Source organism: Aeromonas sp. R1-2 (genome assembly GCF_040908505.1).
GTDB lineage: Bacteria > Pseudomonadota > Gammaproteobacteria > Enterobacterales > Aeromonadaceae > Aeromonas > Aeromonas veronii.
This window is the reverse complement of sequence record NZ_JBFODU010000047.1, coordinates 25303-39542: the sequence shown is the minus strand read 5'-3', so window position 1 is coordinate 39542 and position 14240 is coordinate 25303. Positions and strand designations below refer to the sequence as shown.

Here is a 14240-nt window from a genome sequence, read left to right as displayed (position 1 = left end):
AAGGGCTAGAACCTTAAAAATCAATACCTTACAAGGCCTTGACATAGTACCACCAGAGTCTCTTTTGTACCAAGAACGAACTCCAACGTGAGTCATCAATTGACCTTCGCTGATTACGAGTTCAACAGCAAACGCCGCCAGACCCGTAAAGAAGTTTTCCTCTCTTGAATAGAGTAACTGCTTCCCTGGCCCTGGATGCTGGTCATCATTACGCCCATCTATCCCAAGGTCGGCAATGGCCGTCACCCCTAACCACTGATGCAAATCCAGCCATAAGAACCTTCTCTAAAAAGGCTGGGTGCAAAGTAAGTGGTCAAGTCAGTGTAATTACCCACGAAAGGCCTCTCGCAATTATGATAGGCATGGCCCCGTGGGCGCGGGCATCGGACAGACTCAGGAGCAGTAACATGAAGCATCAAACCCTCACCGTGGAAAATAGCCGCATTCGCGTCACCGTCAGCCGCGAGATAGCCGATAAATTCCTGCCAACCGGAGTTATCGGTCGCGATGAGTCCCCCGGTCAGGCGCAACGTGGTCGTCTGCTTTCTGCCGCGATGGGCAAATTAGCCAGCGCAACCGAATTACGCCTTCGGCTCACTAACGATATCGAGCGGGCTGATGTCATCGCGCTGGCCCATAAGCTCCTTGTCCGTGACTATCTGGAGGAACACAGTCACTACAACGTCAACGAGGTGATCATGCGCCTCGAAGAGGGTCACCTCATGCACAAATACATGGCCCAGGAGGTCACTCTCGCCAATGAGTACGCTCGCGGTGTCTTGAAGACTATTTCGCAAGACGACGCCCGCCTTTACGTAGCGCCAAAGGTAATGGCCGGGGTACTCTCCCCCCATGAACGCAGGCAACTGGAGACCCGCGTTGAACTCCTGCTAAACCGCATTGGCATCAATGCAACTGAGGCACTAGATAAAGCCCGTCACGCCTTGCAAGCGCAGGCCAACATCGCGCACCATTATCACATGTGTCGGGCCAATATGACGGGTTGGAAGATTGAGGTCATCGGGGAACTACCGGCTCAAGTGGGCCTATCTCGGTTGCTGCCAAAGGATGATTAATGGATCGCAATCCCAGACCCACCTACCAGCTCACCTCTATCCACCGAGTAGGGCGCCAGAATTTACGGTGCTGTACAGCATTGTTGCTCAAATTCTCTGCTGTACATCGCTCTTATTTATCGGGTGGATTACCCTACCTGGATGGAAAAACCTCAGTATAATCAATGCAACTACATATAATCCGCAGCCAATTATCCATACCCATCCATTCCACGTTTCGCGGGTTGCACTATACAAAAATGCAAAAACAAGTGGACCGATTACACCTGTCAGGTGGGTCAAACTGGTCAGCACCCCTTGTAATTGTCCCTGTGCTACCTGACCGACACGAACAGATATAATTCCCTGCAAGGCGGGAAGTGTGATGCCACCACAAGCTAGTAACAGCAAAACCGGCCAAACCATCCAGCTTTGTGTAATGACCGCCAATAAAAATAGGCCACAACCGTCAGCCAAAATGCCAACCGCTATAGCTTTCCGTTCTCCCAAATGTTTAGCGATAAAACCAGCAGCAAGTCCTTGAAACAGTGCGTGTGTCAGCCCGAACACAGCCAATGAAACACCGACCATTACGCCATCCCATGCGAAGCGCTCTTCTCCGAATAAAACCCATAATGTTGCGGGGATTTGGCCAATCAATTGAATGATGAAAAAGACAACTAACAATCCCGATAATGGGGAGATCATCTCGCGTATGGAGGATGTGGTTTCATTGATTGTTTCATTCTTTAACTCGTCACTAACCTGATTAGCATTATGGGTCTCATGTAAAATGAATAGGGAGACCAGAAATGCCAGCCCGTTAATAGCAGCAGCGAACATAAACGGTGCCTGTACCGAAAGTTGACCGGCAAAACCACCAATGACTGGTCCAGCAATCATACCGCCACCAAAACAGGCACCCATCATACCAAACCAATGTGTCCTGGATTCCTCAGGTGTGACATCGGCAATTGTTGAGGCTGCAACAGCTCCAGTCGCACCGGTAATACCAGCAATTAAGCGTCCCAAATACAACACCCACACTACGCTGGCTGTTGCCATTAATGCGTAGTCCAGTGTTGCACCTAAAAGTGAAAGTAACAATACAGGGCGACGACCTATGCGATCTGACCAGCGGCCGAGAAGAGGGGCAAAAATCACTTGCATCATTGCATACAGCGCCAATAAAACACCGTAGTTCTCTGCAACATTAGCCTTTCCAACAAACTCCCGTAATAACGCCGGCAAGACAGGCATAATTATGCCAATCCCCATAGCATCTAAAAAAATGATGACCAGTGCCATCATCACAGTGCGGTTCATAGTTAACGTTCTCTATCGATGATAGGGTTTGAAAAATAACTCTATCAGTGATAGATTGTCAACAGCAAAAGGAGATAGTGATGGCACGACTAAGCTTGGACGACGTAATTTCAATGGCGCTCACCCTGCTGGACAGCGAAGGGCTAGAGGGCTTGACTACGCGTAAGCTGGCGCAGTCCCTAAAAATTGAGCAACCGACTCTGTATTGGCACGTGCGCAACAAGCAGACTCTTATGAACATGCTTTCAGAGGCAATACTGGCGAAGCATCACACCCGTTCAGCACCGTTACCGACTGAGAGTTGGCAGCAGTTTCTCCAGGAAAATGCTCTGAGTTTCCGTAAAGCATTACTGGTCCATCGTGATGGAGCCCGATTGCATATAGGGACCTCTCCTACGCCCCCCCAGTTTGAACAAGCAGAGGCGCAACTACGCTGTCTATGCGATGCAGGGTTTTCGGTCGAGGAGGCTCTTTTCATTCTGCAATCTATCAGCCATTTTACGTTGGGTGCAGTATTAGAGGAGCAAGCAACAAACCAGATAGAAAATAATCATGTGATAGACGCTGCACCACCATTATTACAAGAGGCATTTAATATTCAGGCGAGAACCTCTGCTGAAATGGCCTTCCATTTCGGGCTGAAATCATTAATATTTGGATTTTCTGCACAGTTAGATGAAAAAAAGCATACACCCATTGAGGATGGTAATAAATGATGCTATCTATGTGTCAACTCTAATTTATAGTTATGGATAGTGTTTTCAAATATATACATGTATCGTCAGTATTTTATCTATTAAATATTAAACCACTTCTGGTTAATATCATGGGTGTCACCGTCCCTCGATAAAATGGCATTGAGTCTCCCACAACTAAGCCACCCATTCGGTTTAAGGTCTTAACGATGATATCTCTTGCATCCATATGGATTTCATCTACAGATTGTGCGAAAAGTTCGTGCAGTGAAAACCGAGCCAAGCTAGAACCTATTTGATACCCTCTGAAATTTTGCATTGTTGCAAATCGCCCCCAATGAGTTTCATCGCATTATTTCCAGGCTGCAACGGCACCAACAATTGTGGAGTTCATAATTGCACACCACCATTGTGGCGATTTTTCAGCTGGAATAGGGATCAATTCGTCAGGGATCCCCTGCTCTCCCTTGAACACGGGAATTTGCAAACGCAGTATGTCGTCCATATCTTCATGCGTTGCTTTCCTCAATACAAGATTCTGCATCGGGTCATCCTTATCGTTGAGCCGTAACAGCAGGTATTTTCATTAGTAGCTCAGCACAAAATGCACATAATTTGTTCAAATCAATAAGCCGCCTAGGAACACAGTATCTATTGGCCACCGCCTTCCGTTGGCGGCATCGCTTCTTGCGCTATGGCCGACTCAGGTATGCTTCTTTTCGATAAAACGCCTCTTTCATTTATACCTTTTAATTACATCATCACCAATTGACTTACCGCTCTAATTTTCCCATTCAACCGGTAGATTTTTTCTGATGCATTTTTATGCAAACAAGTAATTTTTTGCTTCTCTTGAGGTAGTTTTTCAAGTATCTCGCGGTAGGCTTGTAACTCATAACGAGTCAACAGAAGCTCTTCTTCCAGAGACCTCAACTCACTTGCTAGATCATAATTATCGCCTTTGATTGATGCTTGTAAACTGCCCAGAAGATCATCTGAAAAAATATAATGCCGATTATTTTTTGGCCCATTAGCTTTCACTGCATCCTGTTTTTTCAAGCTATATACATGGCGGTCAACCAAGCCTGATGCCTGATACACAGCCAAGTCATTGACCTCCATAGCCAATCGTATCAGCTCTTTCCTGCTTATTTTTAGACCAGTCATTTTGAGTAAAACTTGATAAAACTTGTTACTGATTTTGTAAACATTTTTATTCTGCATAAAATTTCCACAACCACAACACTTAGGATTGCTAAGTATACAGAGACAGGTGAAACTTAGACAATCTATACATATGAGAACTTTGTGATGAACAAACATTGTACAAAAACCCATTCCCAGAGAGACTCAAGCAGGCGCGTAAAAAAGCAGGTATATCCCAAAAGGAGCTTGGGGTAAGGGCCGGTATGGATGATAGTTCTGCTAGTGGTCGCATGAATCACTATGAGAGAGGTCGCCACGTTCCAGACATTGATACAATGCGAAAACTTGCCAATGTACTGGGAAAGCCGCTGAGTTATTTTTTTTGCGAAGATGATCTTAGTGCGGAATTGGTTTGTCTATTTGAGCAACTTGATGAGGATGAAAAGTTAGATCTTCTCTTTAAGCTACGTGAAAATAAACGGTGATACCGCTAAGTAAGATACCTGCTCATGTTGCGGATTGACCACCAGAAGTTTGCAACGCATTGATAGTGGTTTGTAGCTAGGAGAGGAGGTTAACTTTCATGGTTGTGCTCATGCCTTCACCACCGGGATCCCTTTGATACTGGTGGTATAGCGGGGGCTGAGTTGTTCGCGTTTCATCATCCATTCGCTGGTATCTCGGCCTCGGGATGCAAAGTAGACCTTTCCCAACCGCCCCTGGTTAATCCTATCGATCACCTGCATGAGTGCATCGCTACGGGGATCCTGCTGTTCGCTGCCGAATAGACCCCCTTGCTGCATGCCTTTCGGGGAGAAGTCCGCCAGCATGACGCCGCCCTTCATATAGCGAACATCATCCAACCAGATCCTGCTCAGCAGCGGCTCGATCTGGGCTAGCAACTCACGGGTGTCGGCTGTGGGTATCGGCAACAGCATGGAGATCTGGTTGGCATAATGTGTTTCCCGCTCCGCAAACGGGCTCGAACGAATGAATACTGTGACATGGCGGCAGCACATGCCCTCTGTCCTGAGTTTCTCAGCTGCCCGCTCCATGTAGCCAGCGAGAGCCTCCCGCATGGGGCCGAAGGCGGTGATGCGCTCCCCAAAGGATCGGCTGCAAATTATCTGTTGCTTGGCCTGTGCCAGTTGCTCCAGCTCGGCGCAGGGGATCCCGCACAGCTCCTGCACCGTGCGCTCGACAACGACCCCGTAACGGTGCCGAAGACTCTTAGCATCAGCCGCTACCAGATCAGCCACGGTGTTGATGCCCTGAGCTGACAGCTTGGTGGTGAGTTTGCGACCAATTCCCCAGACCTCGTCTACCGGGGTGATCGCCATCAGTTTGGCGCGGCGTGTTTCATCGCGCAGATCGACCACCCCTCCGGTGGCGGGCCATTTTTTTGCGGCATAGTTGGCGAGTTTGGCTAGGGTTTTAGTGGGGCCGATACCAACACCGACCGTCAGCCCTGTCCACTGCTGTACCCGCTCCCGGATCTGGCGTCCATATGCCACTAGGTCACCCGCCCAACTCTCACTCAGCTCAGCAAAAGCTTCGTCTGTTTACCGGGACGGGTGCGAACAGCTTTGCGAGAAGGTCACTCAGCAACTCGGTGCGTGGTTCTCTCTTTTGAGCTGGTAAGGCTCATGTGGTGAGGGTTCTGGTGAGGACAACCAAAAAGTGTAAGAATAAACAGGTATGAACACGCATTTTCATACCTTTTCTTACATATCTTTAAAAAGTGTCATTTTAAGGTGAGCAACCAGAAGTGTAAGAAAAGGTGTTATGCATTGAAATATATAGTAAAAAATTCATTGCCACTCACTCAGTCACTCACTCAGCAGCGATTTTTTACATGTATTACCTTTTTAAGAACAGAATATTGAAAAGGCCCTGATAACTCAGGGTCTTTTTTTATGCACTCAGGCTGAACCTCTCAGCCCGAAAGGGATATAACGCTTTTTGGTTGCCTCCCCTACAGTGATGGATATTCTCCACAGGAGCGCTTTGTGAAAAGTGCAATGAAACTGCTCACCCCTTTATTGCTAATGCTGACCAGCATGCTCTCCGGCCAGTTGCAGGCAACGCCACTCAAGGTCGGGGTCAGCTTTGCCATCCCCCCTTATGTCATCGAAAGTAATCAGCGTGGCATTGAGCTGGATCTGCTGAAAGAGGCGTTCGCTGGCAGCGGCTATGAGCCCAGCTTTGAATTTCTGCCGCTGGAGCGTACCTTCCGCCTGTTCGAGTCAGGAAAGCTGGATGCCATCATCAACGTCAGACCCGGTATGGTTGATCCTCACGTTCTGACCCAGCCCGTTATCACCTTCCATAACCGGATCTTCACCCTGCGCAGCACCCACATCAGTACTCTGGACGACCTGCATTCAAAACGGGTCACTGCCTTTCAACGGGCAAGGATCATTCTGGGGGGTGCGTTCGCCACCATGGCCAACCAGAATCCCCACTATGAGGAGGTAGCCAAGCAGCAGGTGCAGGTACATCAGCTGATGCGCGGCCGGGTGGATGCAGTCGTACTGGAGGAGCGGGTGTTCTACTACTACCTCGATCAGCTGATTGCCACCGCCCAGGCAGGCGAGCACTACGAGCGCAATCAGGTCAGGCAAGCAGACCTCTTCCCGCCCACCGTCTATCACTTTGCCTTCCGAACGGCCGATGCCCGCAATCTGTTTGATAAGCGCCTTGAGGCGATGCGTCAGGATGGTCGTTATCACCAGATTTTCGCGGCTTACGGCGCCACGCCGTGAGCCACAAACATAAAAGCCAGCCGGTAAGGGCTGGCTTTGTACTGGCTCCGAAGGAACAGCAGTAGGGGAGCGTTACTTCATTGCGCTGCCGTTTTTCAGTTCTGCTTTCTGACGTTTGGCTTCGCGTTTCTCTTTCAGTGACATCTGCGGTTTTTTCTTGGCATCTTTGCCGTTGTGATGTTCTTTGTTACTCATCATCAAACTCCAAAAATGTTACCCAGACAGTTGGTTCCTCATGGGAGCCAGCATGCCATCCGAATCATCAACTTCAGTACGCTTGGTGGGATGGTGCAAGACCATCACCAGACCCAGCATACCCTCCAGCGGCATCCGGATCCAGCCTCATTCTCGTCCAAAAGATGTCGCGCGCAGCCCCTTGAGCGGGGAGGCCAAACGACCTCGACAGGAAAGACCAAAAAAGAGTAATTCGCATTATTAAATGTTGTCGCGCTTATATTAAGCCATCGTTACCTGGATATTTTCACGGATAAACATAAATCCCTCTCATTATTTATTGCCGCGCAAGAGGTCACCATTTTAATAAGCATTCGCAATATCATCGGAAACATCATATTACAACACCGAATAGGTTATTTCCGGTCAGCCGGATATAATGCGCGCCGCACCGAAATATCCGTTTTTATTCAGGAAGCTGTACATGAACAGAAAAACCAGAGCCGCCATGGTGTCGGTCTGCTCCAATATCAGTCTGATCATCATGAAAATGGTGGCCGGGTTCGCCAGCGGCTCGGTCAGTATCATCTCGGAGGCGATCCACTCCGCCATGGATCTGGTGGCAGCCCTGATCGCTCTGTTCGCGGTGAAAAAGTCCGACCTCCCGCCCGATGAACGCCACCCCTATGGTCACGACAAGATTGAAAATGTCTCCGGCGTCATCGAAGCACTGCTTATCTTGCTGGCCGCGGGCTGGATCATCTTCGAAGCCGTCGACAAGCTGATCACCCCCAGCCCGATTGAAAGCATTGGCTGGGGCGTGCTGGTGATGGTGATCTCGGCGCTGGTCAACAGCGGTGTCTCGGCCTACCTCTACAAGGTGGCCCGAGAGGAGGAGTCGGTCGCGCTGGCTGCCGATGCGCTTCATCTCAAGGCGGACGTGCTCACCTCCGCCGGGGTCGCCGTCGGTCTTGGCGGGATCTGGCTGGCTGGTCTGTTCGGCCATTCACTCGCCATCCTCGACCCGCTGGTGGCCATTGCGGTCGCCATCTTTATTGTCAGAGAGGCGATCAGCATGCTCAACGAGGCCTTCCAGCCGCTGATCGACCAGAGCATGAGCCCGGAAGAGCTGGCGATGACCAGCCGCATCATCACCGAATGCTGCCCTGCCGCCAGCGGTTTCCACGATCTGCGCAGCCGTCGTGCCGGACGCCGCCGCCATATCGACTTCCACCTCACCCTGCCCCCTGAGATGAGCATCGGCGAAGCCCACGATATCTGTGATCGCATCGAACACGCCATCATGGCGCAACTGCCCCACGCCATCGTGCTTATCCACGTCGAGCCGGAGGAGCAAGAGCTGCCCTCACCGCTCGCCATAAATTGAAATGTGGCAAACAGGCGGGAAAGTGGCAGCGAAATAACGGAAAGTTGGCACAAACCTGCATTTTTAAGGCCGGAAAGCCGATTGCATAAGAAGTGATCGGCACAACTGTGTTAGGGTGTCTAACCACCCTGCCGCAGGAGCGCGCCGTGAAAAAGCTGGAAATGAAAGATCTGACCGAGGCCGAAAAAGCCGAGATAGCCTTGTTATTGCAAAAGGCACAAGCCAATGCAGACCACCAGCTGACCAACGGAGAGCGGAACAAGATCCGCGAAGAGGGTCGCCTGAAAATTGTGGCGGACCGCGCCGAAGCGGCCAAGGCTGCCTCCAAGCTGGCTCGCGAGAAAGCCAAAGAGCGCGCCAAGAACCAGGTGCTGCCGGAAACCTTCAGCTGGATTGATTCGGTCAGCAACAAGTTTCGCAGCAAGCGCTGATCCCTTCTTGCAAAACGCCCGCTGGCACTTAGTGCCTGCGGGCGTTTGCATGTCTGGGCGATGCTCGATGCGCCAGATTTGGCGCCGCCATTGATTTGCCGCTCAGAAGCTAATCGCAGCAGCAAAGAAGTGATTTACATTGTGAGTTAGAGAAAACGCCAACTGACAATCCCCATCTATCGCCAGCTTTTCATTTTTTCTCATATTTTTTGCCAGAACTGGCTACATAGTCAGGACAAAAAAGCCGAATCCGGCTTGCAACAGGGTGATATGAGTCTGCACTGATTTTTCTATGCCGTTGAAATGCATCATGTTTACTATAAAAAATGATATTTTGGGCTATTACAAAACATTAATATCGAGATAAAGTTTGCTTTAAAAATGAGAGCGTGTTTTAATCTTTCTCGATGGTTCGGCAGTTCAGACCTGATTATGTTAGGCAGTCATTTTAGTAAAGCAGTGATTAGTATAAGCGTTATCCTCGGATAATTCTTATCAAATAATTCTCCTTCTTTAGTGCTCCCCATACGTATTGCTGACGAAAAATCAAAAATTGCCATTTAGGTGGCATTCAACACTATTTAAGGAAATTATTATGTCTAACAAAATGACTGGTACCGTTAAGTTCTTCAACGCTGAGAAAGGTTTTGGTTTCATCTCCCCGGCTGACGGCAGCAAAGACGTGTTCGTACACTTCTCAGCTATCCAGTCCACCAGCTTCAAAACCCTGGACGAAGGTCAGCGCGTTGAGTTCACCATCGAGCAAGGCCAGAAAGGCCCGGCTGCTGCCAACGTAGTTGGTCTGTAATTCAAGCCGGAGCATGCTGCTGATGGCTCATGCCAACTGCTGACAGCTCTGCAAGAATTTAAAAAAACCCGCTTCGGCGGGTTTTTTGTTGTTCCCCGCTTTTTTCCTCACTGATCTCCCCTCCCCCGACCGCTTGATCCCTCCCTTACACGCTCTCACCGCTTGAGTCTTAGAATGAGCTCCGAATGGACTCAAAATGTAAAATAGTGACGAAAAAGTCAGGTTATCCGCTGTATTTGCCGCGAATTCTTGCTATTTTGCGCGCCACCAACGCAAACGATTTCCTTCACACTTTCAGGATTAGTTATGGCAAAGCAAGATATGGCCGCCCAAACAGGGACTGGCGGCTTTCTGGACTCTTATTTTTCCATTTCTGCGCGCGGTAGCAGCGTGCGTCAGGAGCTGGTCGCGGGGCTGACCACCTTCCTGGCGATGGTCTACAGCATCATAGTGGTGCCGAACATGCTGGGCGCAGCCGGCTTTGAGCAGGGCCCGGTGTTTGTTGCCACCTGTTTGATCGCGGCCTTCGGCTCCCTGCTGATGGGGCTGTGGGCAAAGCTGCCGATGGCTATCGGTTGCGCCATCTCCCTCACCGCCTTTACCGCCTTCAGTCTGGTGCTGGGTCAGGGACTGAGCATTCCGGTCGCGCTGGGCGCCATCTTCCTGATGGGTGTGCTGTTTACCCTGATCAGCGTCACTGGCGTGCGCCAGTGGATCCTGGATCACCTCCCCTCCGGCATTGCTCACGGCACCGGCATCGGTATCGGTCTGTTCCTGCTGCTGATCGCCACCAACGGCGTCGGCATGGTGATCAAGAACGAAGGGGCCGGTCTGCCAGTACAACTCGGTGAAGTGACCGCTTTCCCGGTCATCATGACGGTGCTGGGTCTGGCCGCCATCTTCGGTCTGGAGCGTCGCAAGGTGCCGGGCGGCATCCTGATGGTGATTATCGCCATCTCCATCCTCGGTCTTATCTTCGACCCGAAAGTGACCTGGCAGGGCTTCTTCGCCATGCCGAGCCTGACTGGCGAGAAAGGCTCTCTGGTAGGCAGCATGGATCTGCTGGGCGCCCTAAATCCGGTGGTCATTCCGACCGTACTGGCACTGGTGATGACCGCCGTGTTTGACGCCACAGGCACCATCCGTGCCGTGGCCGGTCAGGCGGGCCTCATCAACGAGCGTGGCCACATCATCAGCGGCGGCAAGGCCCTGACTGCCGACTCCGTCAGCAGCATGGTTGCAGGCGCCGTCGGCGGTGCTCCGGCTGCCGTCTACATCGAATCCGCCGCAGGCACTGCGGCCGGTGGCAAAACCGGTCTGACCGCAGCGCTGGTCGGCGTACTGTTCCTGCTGATGATCTTCCTCTCCCCGCTCAGCTATCTGGTACCGGCTTACGCCACCGCACCGGCCCTGATGTATGTCGGTCTGCTGATGCTGGGCAACGTTACCAAGCTGGACTTCAGCGACTCGGTCGATGCGCTCTCCGGCATGCTGTGCGCCGTCTTTATCGTGCTCACCTGCAACATCGTGACCGGCATCATGCTGGGTTTCGTCGCACTGGTCGTTGGCCGCATCTTCGCTGCCGAGTGGAAGAAGCTGAACGTCGGCACCGTCATCATCGCCCTGGCGCTGGTGATCTTCTACGCCGGTGGCTGGGCCATCTAACCCGTCCGCATATTCCGGTTATAGCGAAGGGCCCTGCGGGGCCCTTTTTCATGGCTGTGAGTCAGCTAACAGTTTCCCGCCCGCCAGCCCTTCGCCGTTTCAGATTGAAACACCCATCCCCCTTCTGCTGTTTCAAATCCGAACCAAATCGCCCGTCATTTTTATCCCTTTTTCTGTCGTTAGACTGGCTCCATCAACCATTTGCCCACCAGTGCGGTGGCAAGCCAAGGAGTGAGCCATGAAGAAACTGATCAATGCCGTCGATGCCGTGGTCCGTGAACAACTGATGGGGATGGCAGCCGCCCACCCCGAGCTCAAGGTACGTATCGAACCCCACTACATCACCCGCGCCGACTCCCCCGTGATGGGCAAGGTGGCGCTGGTCTCCGGCGGTGGTAGCGGCCACGAGCCGATGCACGGAGGTCTAGTGGGCAAAGGGATGCTGGATGGTGCCTGCCCCGGCGAAATTTTTACCTCCCCGACGCCGGATCAGATGTACGAGTGCGGTCAGGCCGTTGATGGCGGCGCGGGAGTGCTGTTTCTGGTGAAGAACTACACCGGCGACGTACTCAACTTCGAGACCGCGGTCGAGCTGCTGCACGGCGACGGGGTCAAGGTGGGCTTCGCCCTGATCGATGACGACGTGGCGGTCAAAGACAGCCTCTATACCGCCGGTCGTCGTGGTGTCGCCACGACAGTGCTGTGCGAGAAGCTGGTCGGTGCCGCCGCCGAGGCGGGCTACGATCTGGCACGTTGCGAGGCGCTGGCCCGCCGCATCAACAACCAGAGCCGTACCATAGGCGTGGCCATGCATGCCTGCACCGTGCCTGCCGCGGGCAAGCCTTCCTTCACCCTGGCAGACAACGAGATGGAGTTCGGCGTCGGTATCCACGGCGAGCCGGGCATCGAGCGCCGCCCCTTCACCGACCTCAATACCCTGGTGGACGACATGTTCAGCGAGCTGGCGGACAATACCCCCTATGGGCGCACCCTGCGCCACTGGGATCGCACCAGCGGCAGCTGGCAGGAAGAGCACACCTTTATCGAACCGCTCAACAAAGGCGATCGAGTCATCGCACTGGTCAACAGCTTGGGCGGTACCCCCATCTCCGAGCTCTATGGCGTCTATGGTCGCCTCGCCACCTTGTGCGAAGAGGCGGGCATCCATCTGGTGCGCAACCTGATTGGCCCCTACTGCACCTCCCTCGACATGACCGGCATCTCCATCACATTGCTCAAGGTGGATGATGAGCTGATGACCCTGTGGGATGCCCCCGTTCACACCCCCGCCCTGCGTCGCGGCTGCTAAGGAGAACCCATGTTAAGCAAGCATCACATCGTCAACTGGCTGCTCGACTGCGAACACATCTTTACCGAGCAGCGTGACTACCTCACCGCGCTGGATACCGACATCGGCGACGGCGACCACGGCCTCAACATGCAGCGCGGCTTTGCCAAAGTGGCCGAGAAACTGCCTGCGGTGGCGGACAAGGATATCGGTCAGGTGCTGAAAACCACCGGCATGACATTGCTTTCCTCGGTCGGTGGCGCCAGCGGCCCGCTCTACGGCACCTTCTTTATCCGGGCAGCGGCCAGTACTGACGCCTGCCAGAGCCTGAGCCTCAGCCAGCTGTGCAAAATGCTGAGCGACGGGGTCGAGGGGATCGTCTCTCGTGGCCGTGCCGAGCCGGGCGACAAGACCATGTGCGATGCCTGGTGGCCGGCACTGGCCGCCCTGCAACAGGCGCTGCAGCAAGAGCTGCCGCTCAACGAAGCGCTGGACAAGGCGGTGGCAGCCGCCGCGGCCGGTACCGAGGCGACCATCCAGATGCAGGCCCGCAAGGGGCGCGCCAGCTATCTTGGCGAGCGCAGCATCGGCCATCAGGATGCCGGGGCTACCTCGACCCTGCTACTGCTGACCGCCCTGCGTGACAGAGCGAGGTTGTGACATGATCGGAATCGTAGTTGTCTCTCACAGCGCCCAGCTGGCGGCCGGCTTGAAAGCGCTGGCCGACCAGCTCGGCAGCCCGGCCCGATTGCTGCTGGCGGCCGGGGTCGATGACCCCGACCACCCCATCGGCACCGATGCCATCGCGGTGATGAGTGCGATTGAAGAGGCGGATGACGGCAGTGGCGTGCTGGTGCTGATGGATTTGGGCAGCGCTCTGCTCAGCGCCGAGACCGCCCTCGAACTGCTGCCCCCGGAGCTGAGCGCGAGGGTGCGACTCTGCCCGGCCCCGCTGGTCGAAGGTACTCTGGCCGCCGTGGTAGCGGCCGGTTCCGGCCTGACGCTGGATGAGGTCGCCGCCGAGGCGCTCGGCGCGCTGGGCCCGAAACAGGCAATGCTGCCAGCCAGCGCGGCGCAGGCCGCCACCGAGACAGCCCCCGTTGTCGACGACGGCTGGCTGCGCTGCGAGGTGGTGGTGGATAACCCCCACGGCCTGCATGTGCGCCCCGCTGCCCGACTGGTGGCCGCCCTCAAGCCCTTTGCCGCCGAACTCAAGCTGCAAAAGGAGGATAAAGAGGCCAATCCCCGCAGCCTGACCCGGCTCGCCATGCTCAACGTGCGTCAGGGCGACCAGCTCACCCTGCTGGCACGCGGGGAGGATGCCAGCGCCGCACTGGCCTGCTTCCAGCAGCTGGCCGCCGAGCGCTTTGGCGACTGACGCCACTGTTTCAAGGGGCTGCACTCGCTCGCTGAGCCTGTGCAGCTTCGTTCAAGACGAAGGCGTCCCCGGCACTGCCGCCCCTTCGCCCCGATTCTTAATTCATAAAGAGAGAGGGATAG

At 53.6% G+C, this 14240-nt stretch carries 16 protein-coding genes and 2 pseudogenes; 12 read left to right on the top strand and 6 right to left on the bottom strand.

Going from position 1 to position 14240, the window contains the following annotated elements; translation table 11 throughout:
- Positions 1-87: 87 nt before the first annotated feature.
- Together AB5Y76_RS16535 and AB5Y76_RS16530 are read left to right on the top strand one after the other, a co-directional pair.
- Positions 88-249 (top strand): annotated as a pseudogene (locus AB5Y76_RS16535) (IS5/IS1182 family transposase); the annotation flags it as partial.
- A 158-nt stretch (positions 250-407) separates the two neighbouring features.
- Positions 408-1076, top strand: coding sequence for a hypothetical protein (locus AB5Y76_RS16530; protein ID WP_017780890.1), 669 nt, complete (start codon positions 408-410; stop codon positions 1074-1076).
- 87 nt (positions 1077-1163) lie between these two features.
- Here the strand turns inward: AB5Y76_RS16530 and tet(E) are convergent, their stop codons facing one another.
- Positions 1164-2381, bottom strand: coding sequence for a tetracycline efflux MFS transporter Tet(E) (tet(E), locus tag AB5Y76_RS16525; RefSeq protein WP_017780889.1), 1218 nt, complete (start codon positions 2379-2381; stop codon positions 1164-1166).
- An 80-nt stretch (positions 2382-2461) separates the two neighbouring features.
- Between tet(E) and tetR the strand changes: the two genes are divergently transcribed.
- Positions 2462-3097 (top strand): tetracycline resistance transcriptional repressor TetR, encoded by a 636-nt coding sequence (tetR, locus tag AB5Y76_RS16520; protein ID WP_017780888.1) that lies wholly within the window; start codon positions 2462-2464, stop codon positions 3095-3097.
- Between the two features lie 331 nt (positions 3098-3428).
- On the opposite strand, the gene AB5Y76_RS16515 is transcribed toward tetR, so the two are convergent.
- Positions 3429-3620: a hypothetical protein gene (locus AB5Y76_RS16515; protein ID WP_017780887.1), complete on the bottom strand. Its 192-nt coding sequence runs from the start codon at positions 3618-3620 to the stop codon at positions 3429-3431.
- 209 nt (positions 3621-3829) lie between these two features.
- The gene (locus AB5Y76_RS16510) at positions 3830-4300 is read right to left on the bottom strand and encodes a hypothetical protein (RefSeq protein WP_017780886.1); all 471 of its coding nucleotides are present in this window, start codon (positions 4298-4300) and stop codon (positions 3830-3832) included.
- A gap of 98 nt (positions 4301-4398) precedes the next feature.
- Here AB5Y76_RS16510 and AB5Y76_RS16505 point away from each other — a divergent pair, with 98 nt between their 5' ends.
- Positions 4399-4707 (top strand): helix-turn-helix domain-containing protein, encoded by a 309-nt coding sequence (locus AB5Y76_RS16505; protein ID WP_047440196.1) that lies wholly within the window; start codon positions 4399-4401, stop codon positions 4705-4707.
- A 108-nt stretch (positions 4708-4815) separates the two neighbouring features.
- Here the strand turns inward: AB5Y76_RS16505 and AB5Y76_RS16500 are convergent, their stop codons facing one another.
- Positions 4816-5562, bottom strand: a complete 747-nt coding sequence (locus AB5Y76_RS16500; RefSeq protein WP_113725460.1) for a DUF4113 domain-containing protein — start codon at positions 5560-5562, stop codon at positions 4816-4818.
- A gap of 84 nt (positions 5563-5646) precedes the next feature.
- Positions 5647-5769 (bottom strand): annotated as a pseudogene (locus tag AB5Y76_RS16495) (hypothetical protein); the annotation flags it as partial.
- 474 nt (positions 5770-6243) lie between these two features.
- Here AB5Y76_RS16495 and AB5Y76_RS16490 point away from each other — a divergent pair.
- The gene (locus AB5Y76_RS16490; protein WP_064341833.1) at positions 6244-6987 is read left to right on the top strand and encodes an ABC transporter substrate-binding protein; all 744 of its coding nucleotides are present in this window, start codon (positions 6244-6246) and stop codon (positions 6985-6987) included.
- 72 nt (positions 6988-7059) lie between these two features.
- On the opposite strand, the gene AB5Y76_RS16485 is transcribed toward AB5Y76_RS16490, so the two are convergent.
- Complete coding sequence (locus tag AB5Y76_RS16485) at positions 7060-7185, bottom strand: hypothetical protein (RefSeq protein ID WP_019445191.1); 126 nt, start codon at positions 7183-7185, stop codon at positions 7060-7062.
- Positions 7186-7645: 460 nt separating this feature from the next.
- On the opposite strand from AB5Y76_RS16485, the gene AB5Y76_RS16480 reads away from it, so the two are divergent.
- From AB5Y76_RS16480 to dhaM, 7 genes are all read left to right on the top strand, one after another.
- A complete protein-coding gene (locus tag AB5Y76_RS16480; RefSeq protein WP_043822581.1) occupies positions 7646-8548 on the top strand; it encodes a cation diffusion facilitator family transporter in 903 nt (300 codons plus the stop codon).
- A 146-nt stretch (positions 8549-8694) separates the two neighbouring features.
- Positions 8695-8979 carry a DUF3811 domain-containing protein gene (gene yjbD, locus AB5Y76_RS16475; RefSeq protein WP_005340165.1) on the top strand — a complete coding sequence of 95 codons (285 nt, stop codon included), beginning with the start codon at positions 8695-8697 and terminating at the stop codon, positions 8977-8979.
- Between the two features lie 595 nt (positions 8980-9574).
- Positions 9575-9787: an RNA chaperone/antiterminator CspA gene (gene cspA, locus AB5Y76_RS16470; protein ID WP_005316548.1), complete on the top strand. Its 213-nt coding sequence runs from the start codon at positions 9575-9577 to the stop codon at positions 9785-9787.
- Positions 9788-10093: 306 nt separating this feature from the next.
- Positions 10094-11452 (top strand): NCS2 family permease, encoded by a 1359-nt coding sequence (locus AB5Y76_RS16465; protein ID WP_368177762.1) that lies wholly within the window; start codon positions 10094-10096, stop codon positions 11450-11452.
- Between the two features lie 238 nt (positions 11453-11690).
- Positions 11691-12761 carry a dihydroxyacetone kinase subunit DhaK gene (gene dhaK / locus AB5Y76_RS16460; protein ID WP_064341830.1) on the top strand — a complete coding sequence of 357 codons (1071 nt, stop codon included), beginning with the start codon at positions 11691-11693 and terminating at the stop codon, positions 12759-12761.
- A gap of 9 nt (positions 12762-12770) precedes the next feature.
- The gene (gene dhaL, locus AB5Y76_RS16455) at positions 12771-13400 is read left to right on the top strand and encodes a dihydroxyacetone kinase subunit DhaL (protein ID WP_058056343.1); all 630 of its coding nucleotides are present in this window, start codon (positions 12771-12773) and stop codon (positions 13398-13400) included.
- 1 nt (position 13401) lies between these two features.
- Positions 13402-14118, top strand: a complete 717-nt coding sequence (dhaM, locus tag AB5Y76_RS16450; RefSeq protein ID WP_182963163.1) for a dihydroxyacetone kinase phosphoryl donor subunit DhaM — start codon at positions 13402-13404, stop codon at positions 14116-14118.
- The last annotated feature ends 122 nt before the right edge of the window (positions 14119-14240 follow it).

Excerpts from the sequence above, each read along its gene's own strand:
- AB5Y76_RS16500 (WP_113725460.1), bottom strand. The coding sequence starts at position 5,562 with ATGGCGATCACCCCGGTAGACGAGGTCTGGGGAATTGGTCGCAAACTC.
- dhaK (WP_064341830.1), top strand. The coding sequence starts at position 11,691 with ATGAAGAAACTGATCAATGCCGTCGATGCCGTGGTCCGTGAACAACTG.
- cspA (WP_005316548.1), top strand. The coding sequence starts at position 9,575 with ATGTCTAACAAAATGACTGGTACCGTTAAGTTCTTCAACGCTGAGAAA.
- AB5Y76_RS16485 (WP_019445191.1), bottom strand. The coding sequence starts at position 7,185 with ATGATGAGTAACAAAGAACATCACAACGGCAAAGATGCCAAGAAAAAA.
- AB5Y76_RS16515 (WP_017780887.1), bottom strand. The coding sequence starts at position 3,620 with ATGCAGAATCTTGTATTGAGGAAAGCAACGCATGAAGATATGGACGAC.
- AB5Y76_RS16490 (WP_064341833.1), top strand. The coding sequence starts at position 6,244 with ATGAAACTGCTCACCCCTTTATTGCTAATGCTGACCAGCATGCTCTCC.
- dhaM (WP_182963163.1), top strand. The coding sequence starts at position 13,402 with ATGATCGGAATCGTAGTTGTCTCTCACAGCGCCCAGCTGGCGGCCGGC.
- AB5Y76_RS16530 (WP_017780890.1), top strand. The coding sequence starts at position 408 with ATGAAGCATCAAACCCTCACCGTGGAAAATAGCCGCATTCGCGTCACC.
- tetR (WP_017780888.1), top strand. The coding sequence starts at position 2,462 with ATGGCACGACTAAGCTTGGACGACGTAATTTCAATGGCGCTCACCCTG.
- dhaL (WP_058056343.1), top strand. The coding sequence starts at position 12,771 with ATGTTAAGCAAGCATCACATCGTCAACTGGCTGCTCGACTGCGAACAC.
- AB5Y76_RS16510 (WP_017780886.1), bottom strand. The coding sequence starts at position 4,300 with ATGCAGAATAAAAATGTTTACAAAATCAGTAACAAGTTTTATCAAGTT.
- AB5Y76_RS16465 (WP_368177762.1), top strand. The coding sequence starts at position 10,094 with ATGGCAAAGCAAGATATGGCCGCCCAAACAGGGACTGGCGGCTTTCTG.
- AB5Y76_RS16480 (WP_043822581.1), top strand. The coding sequence starts at position 7,646 with ATGAACAGAAAAACCAGAGCCGCCATGGTGTCGGTCTGCTCCAATATC.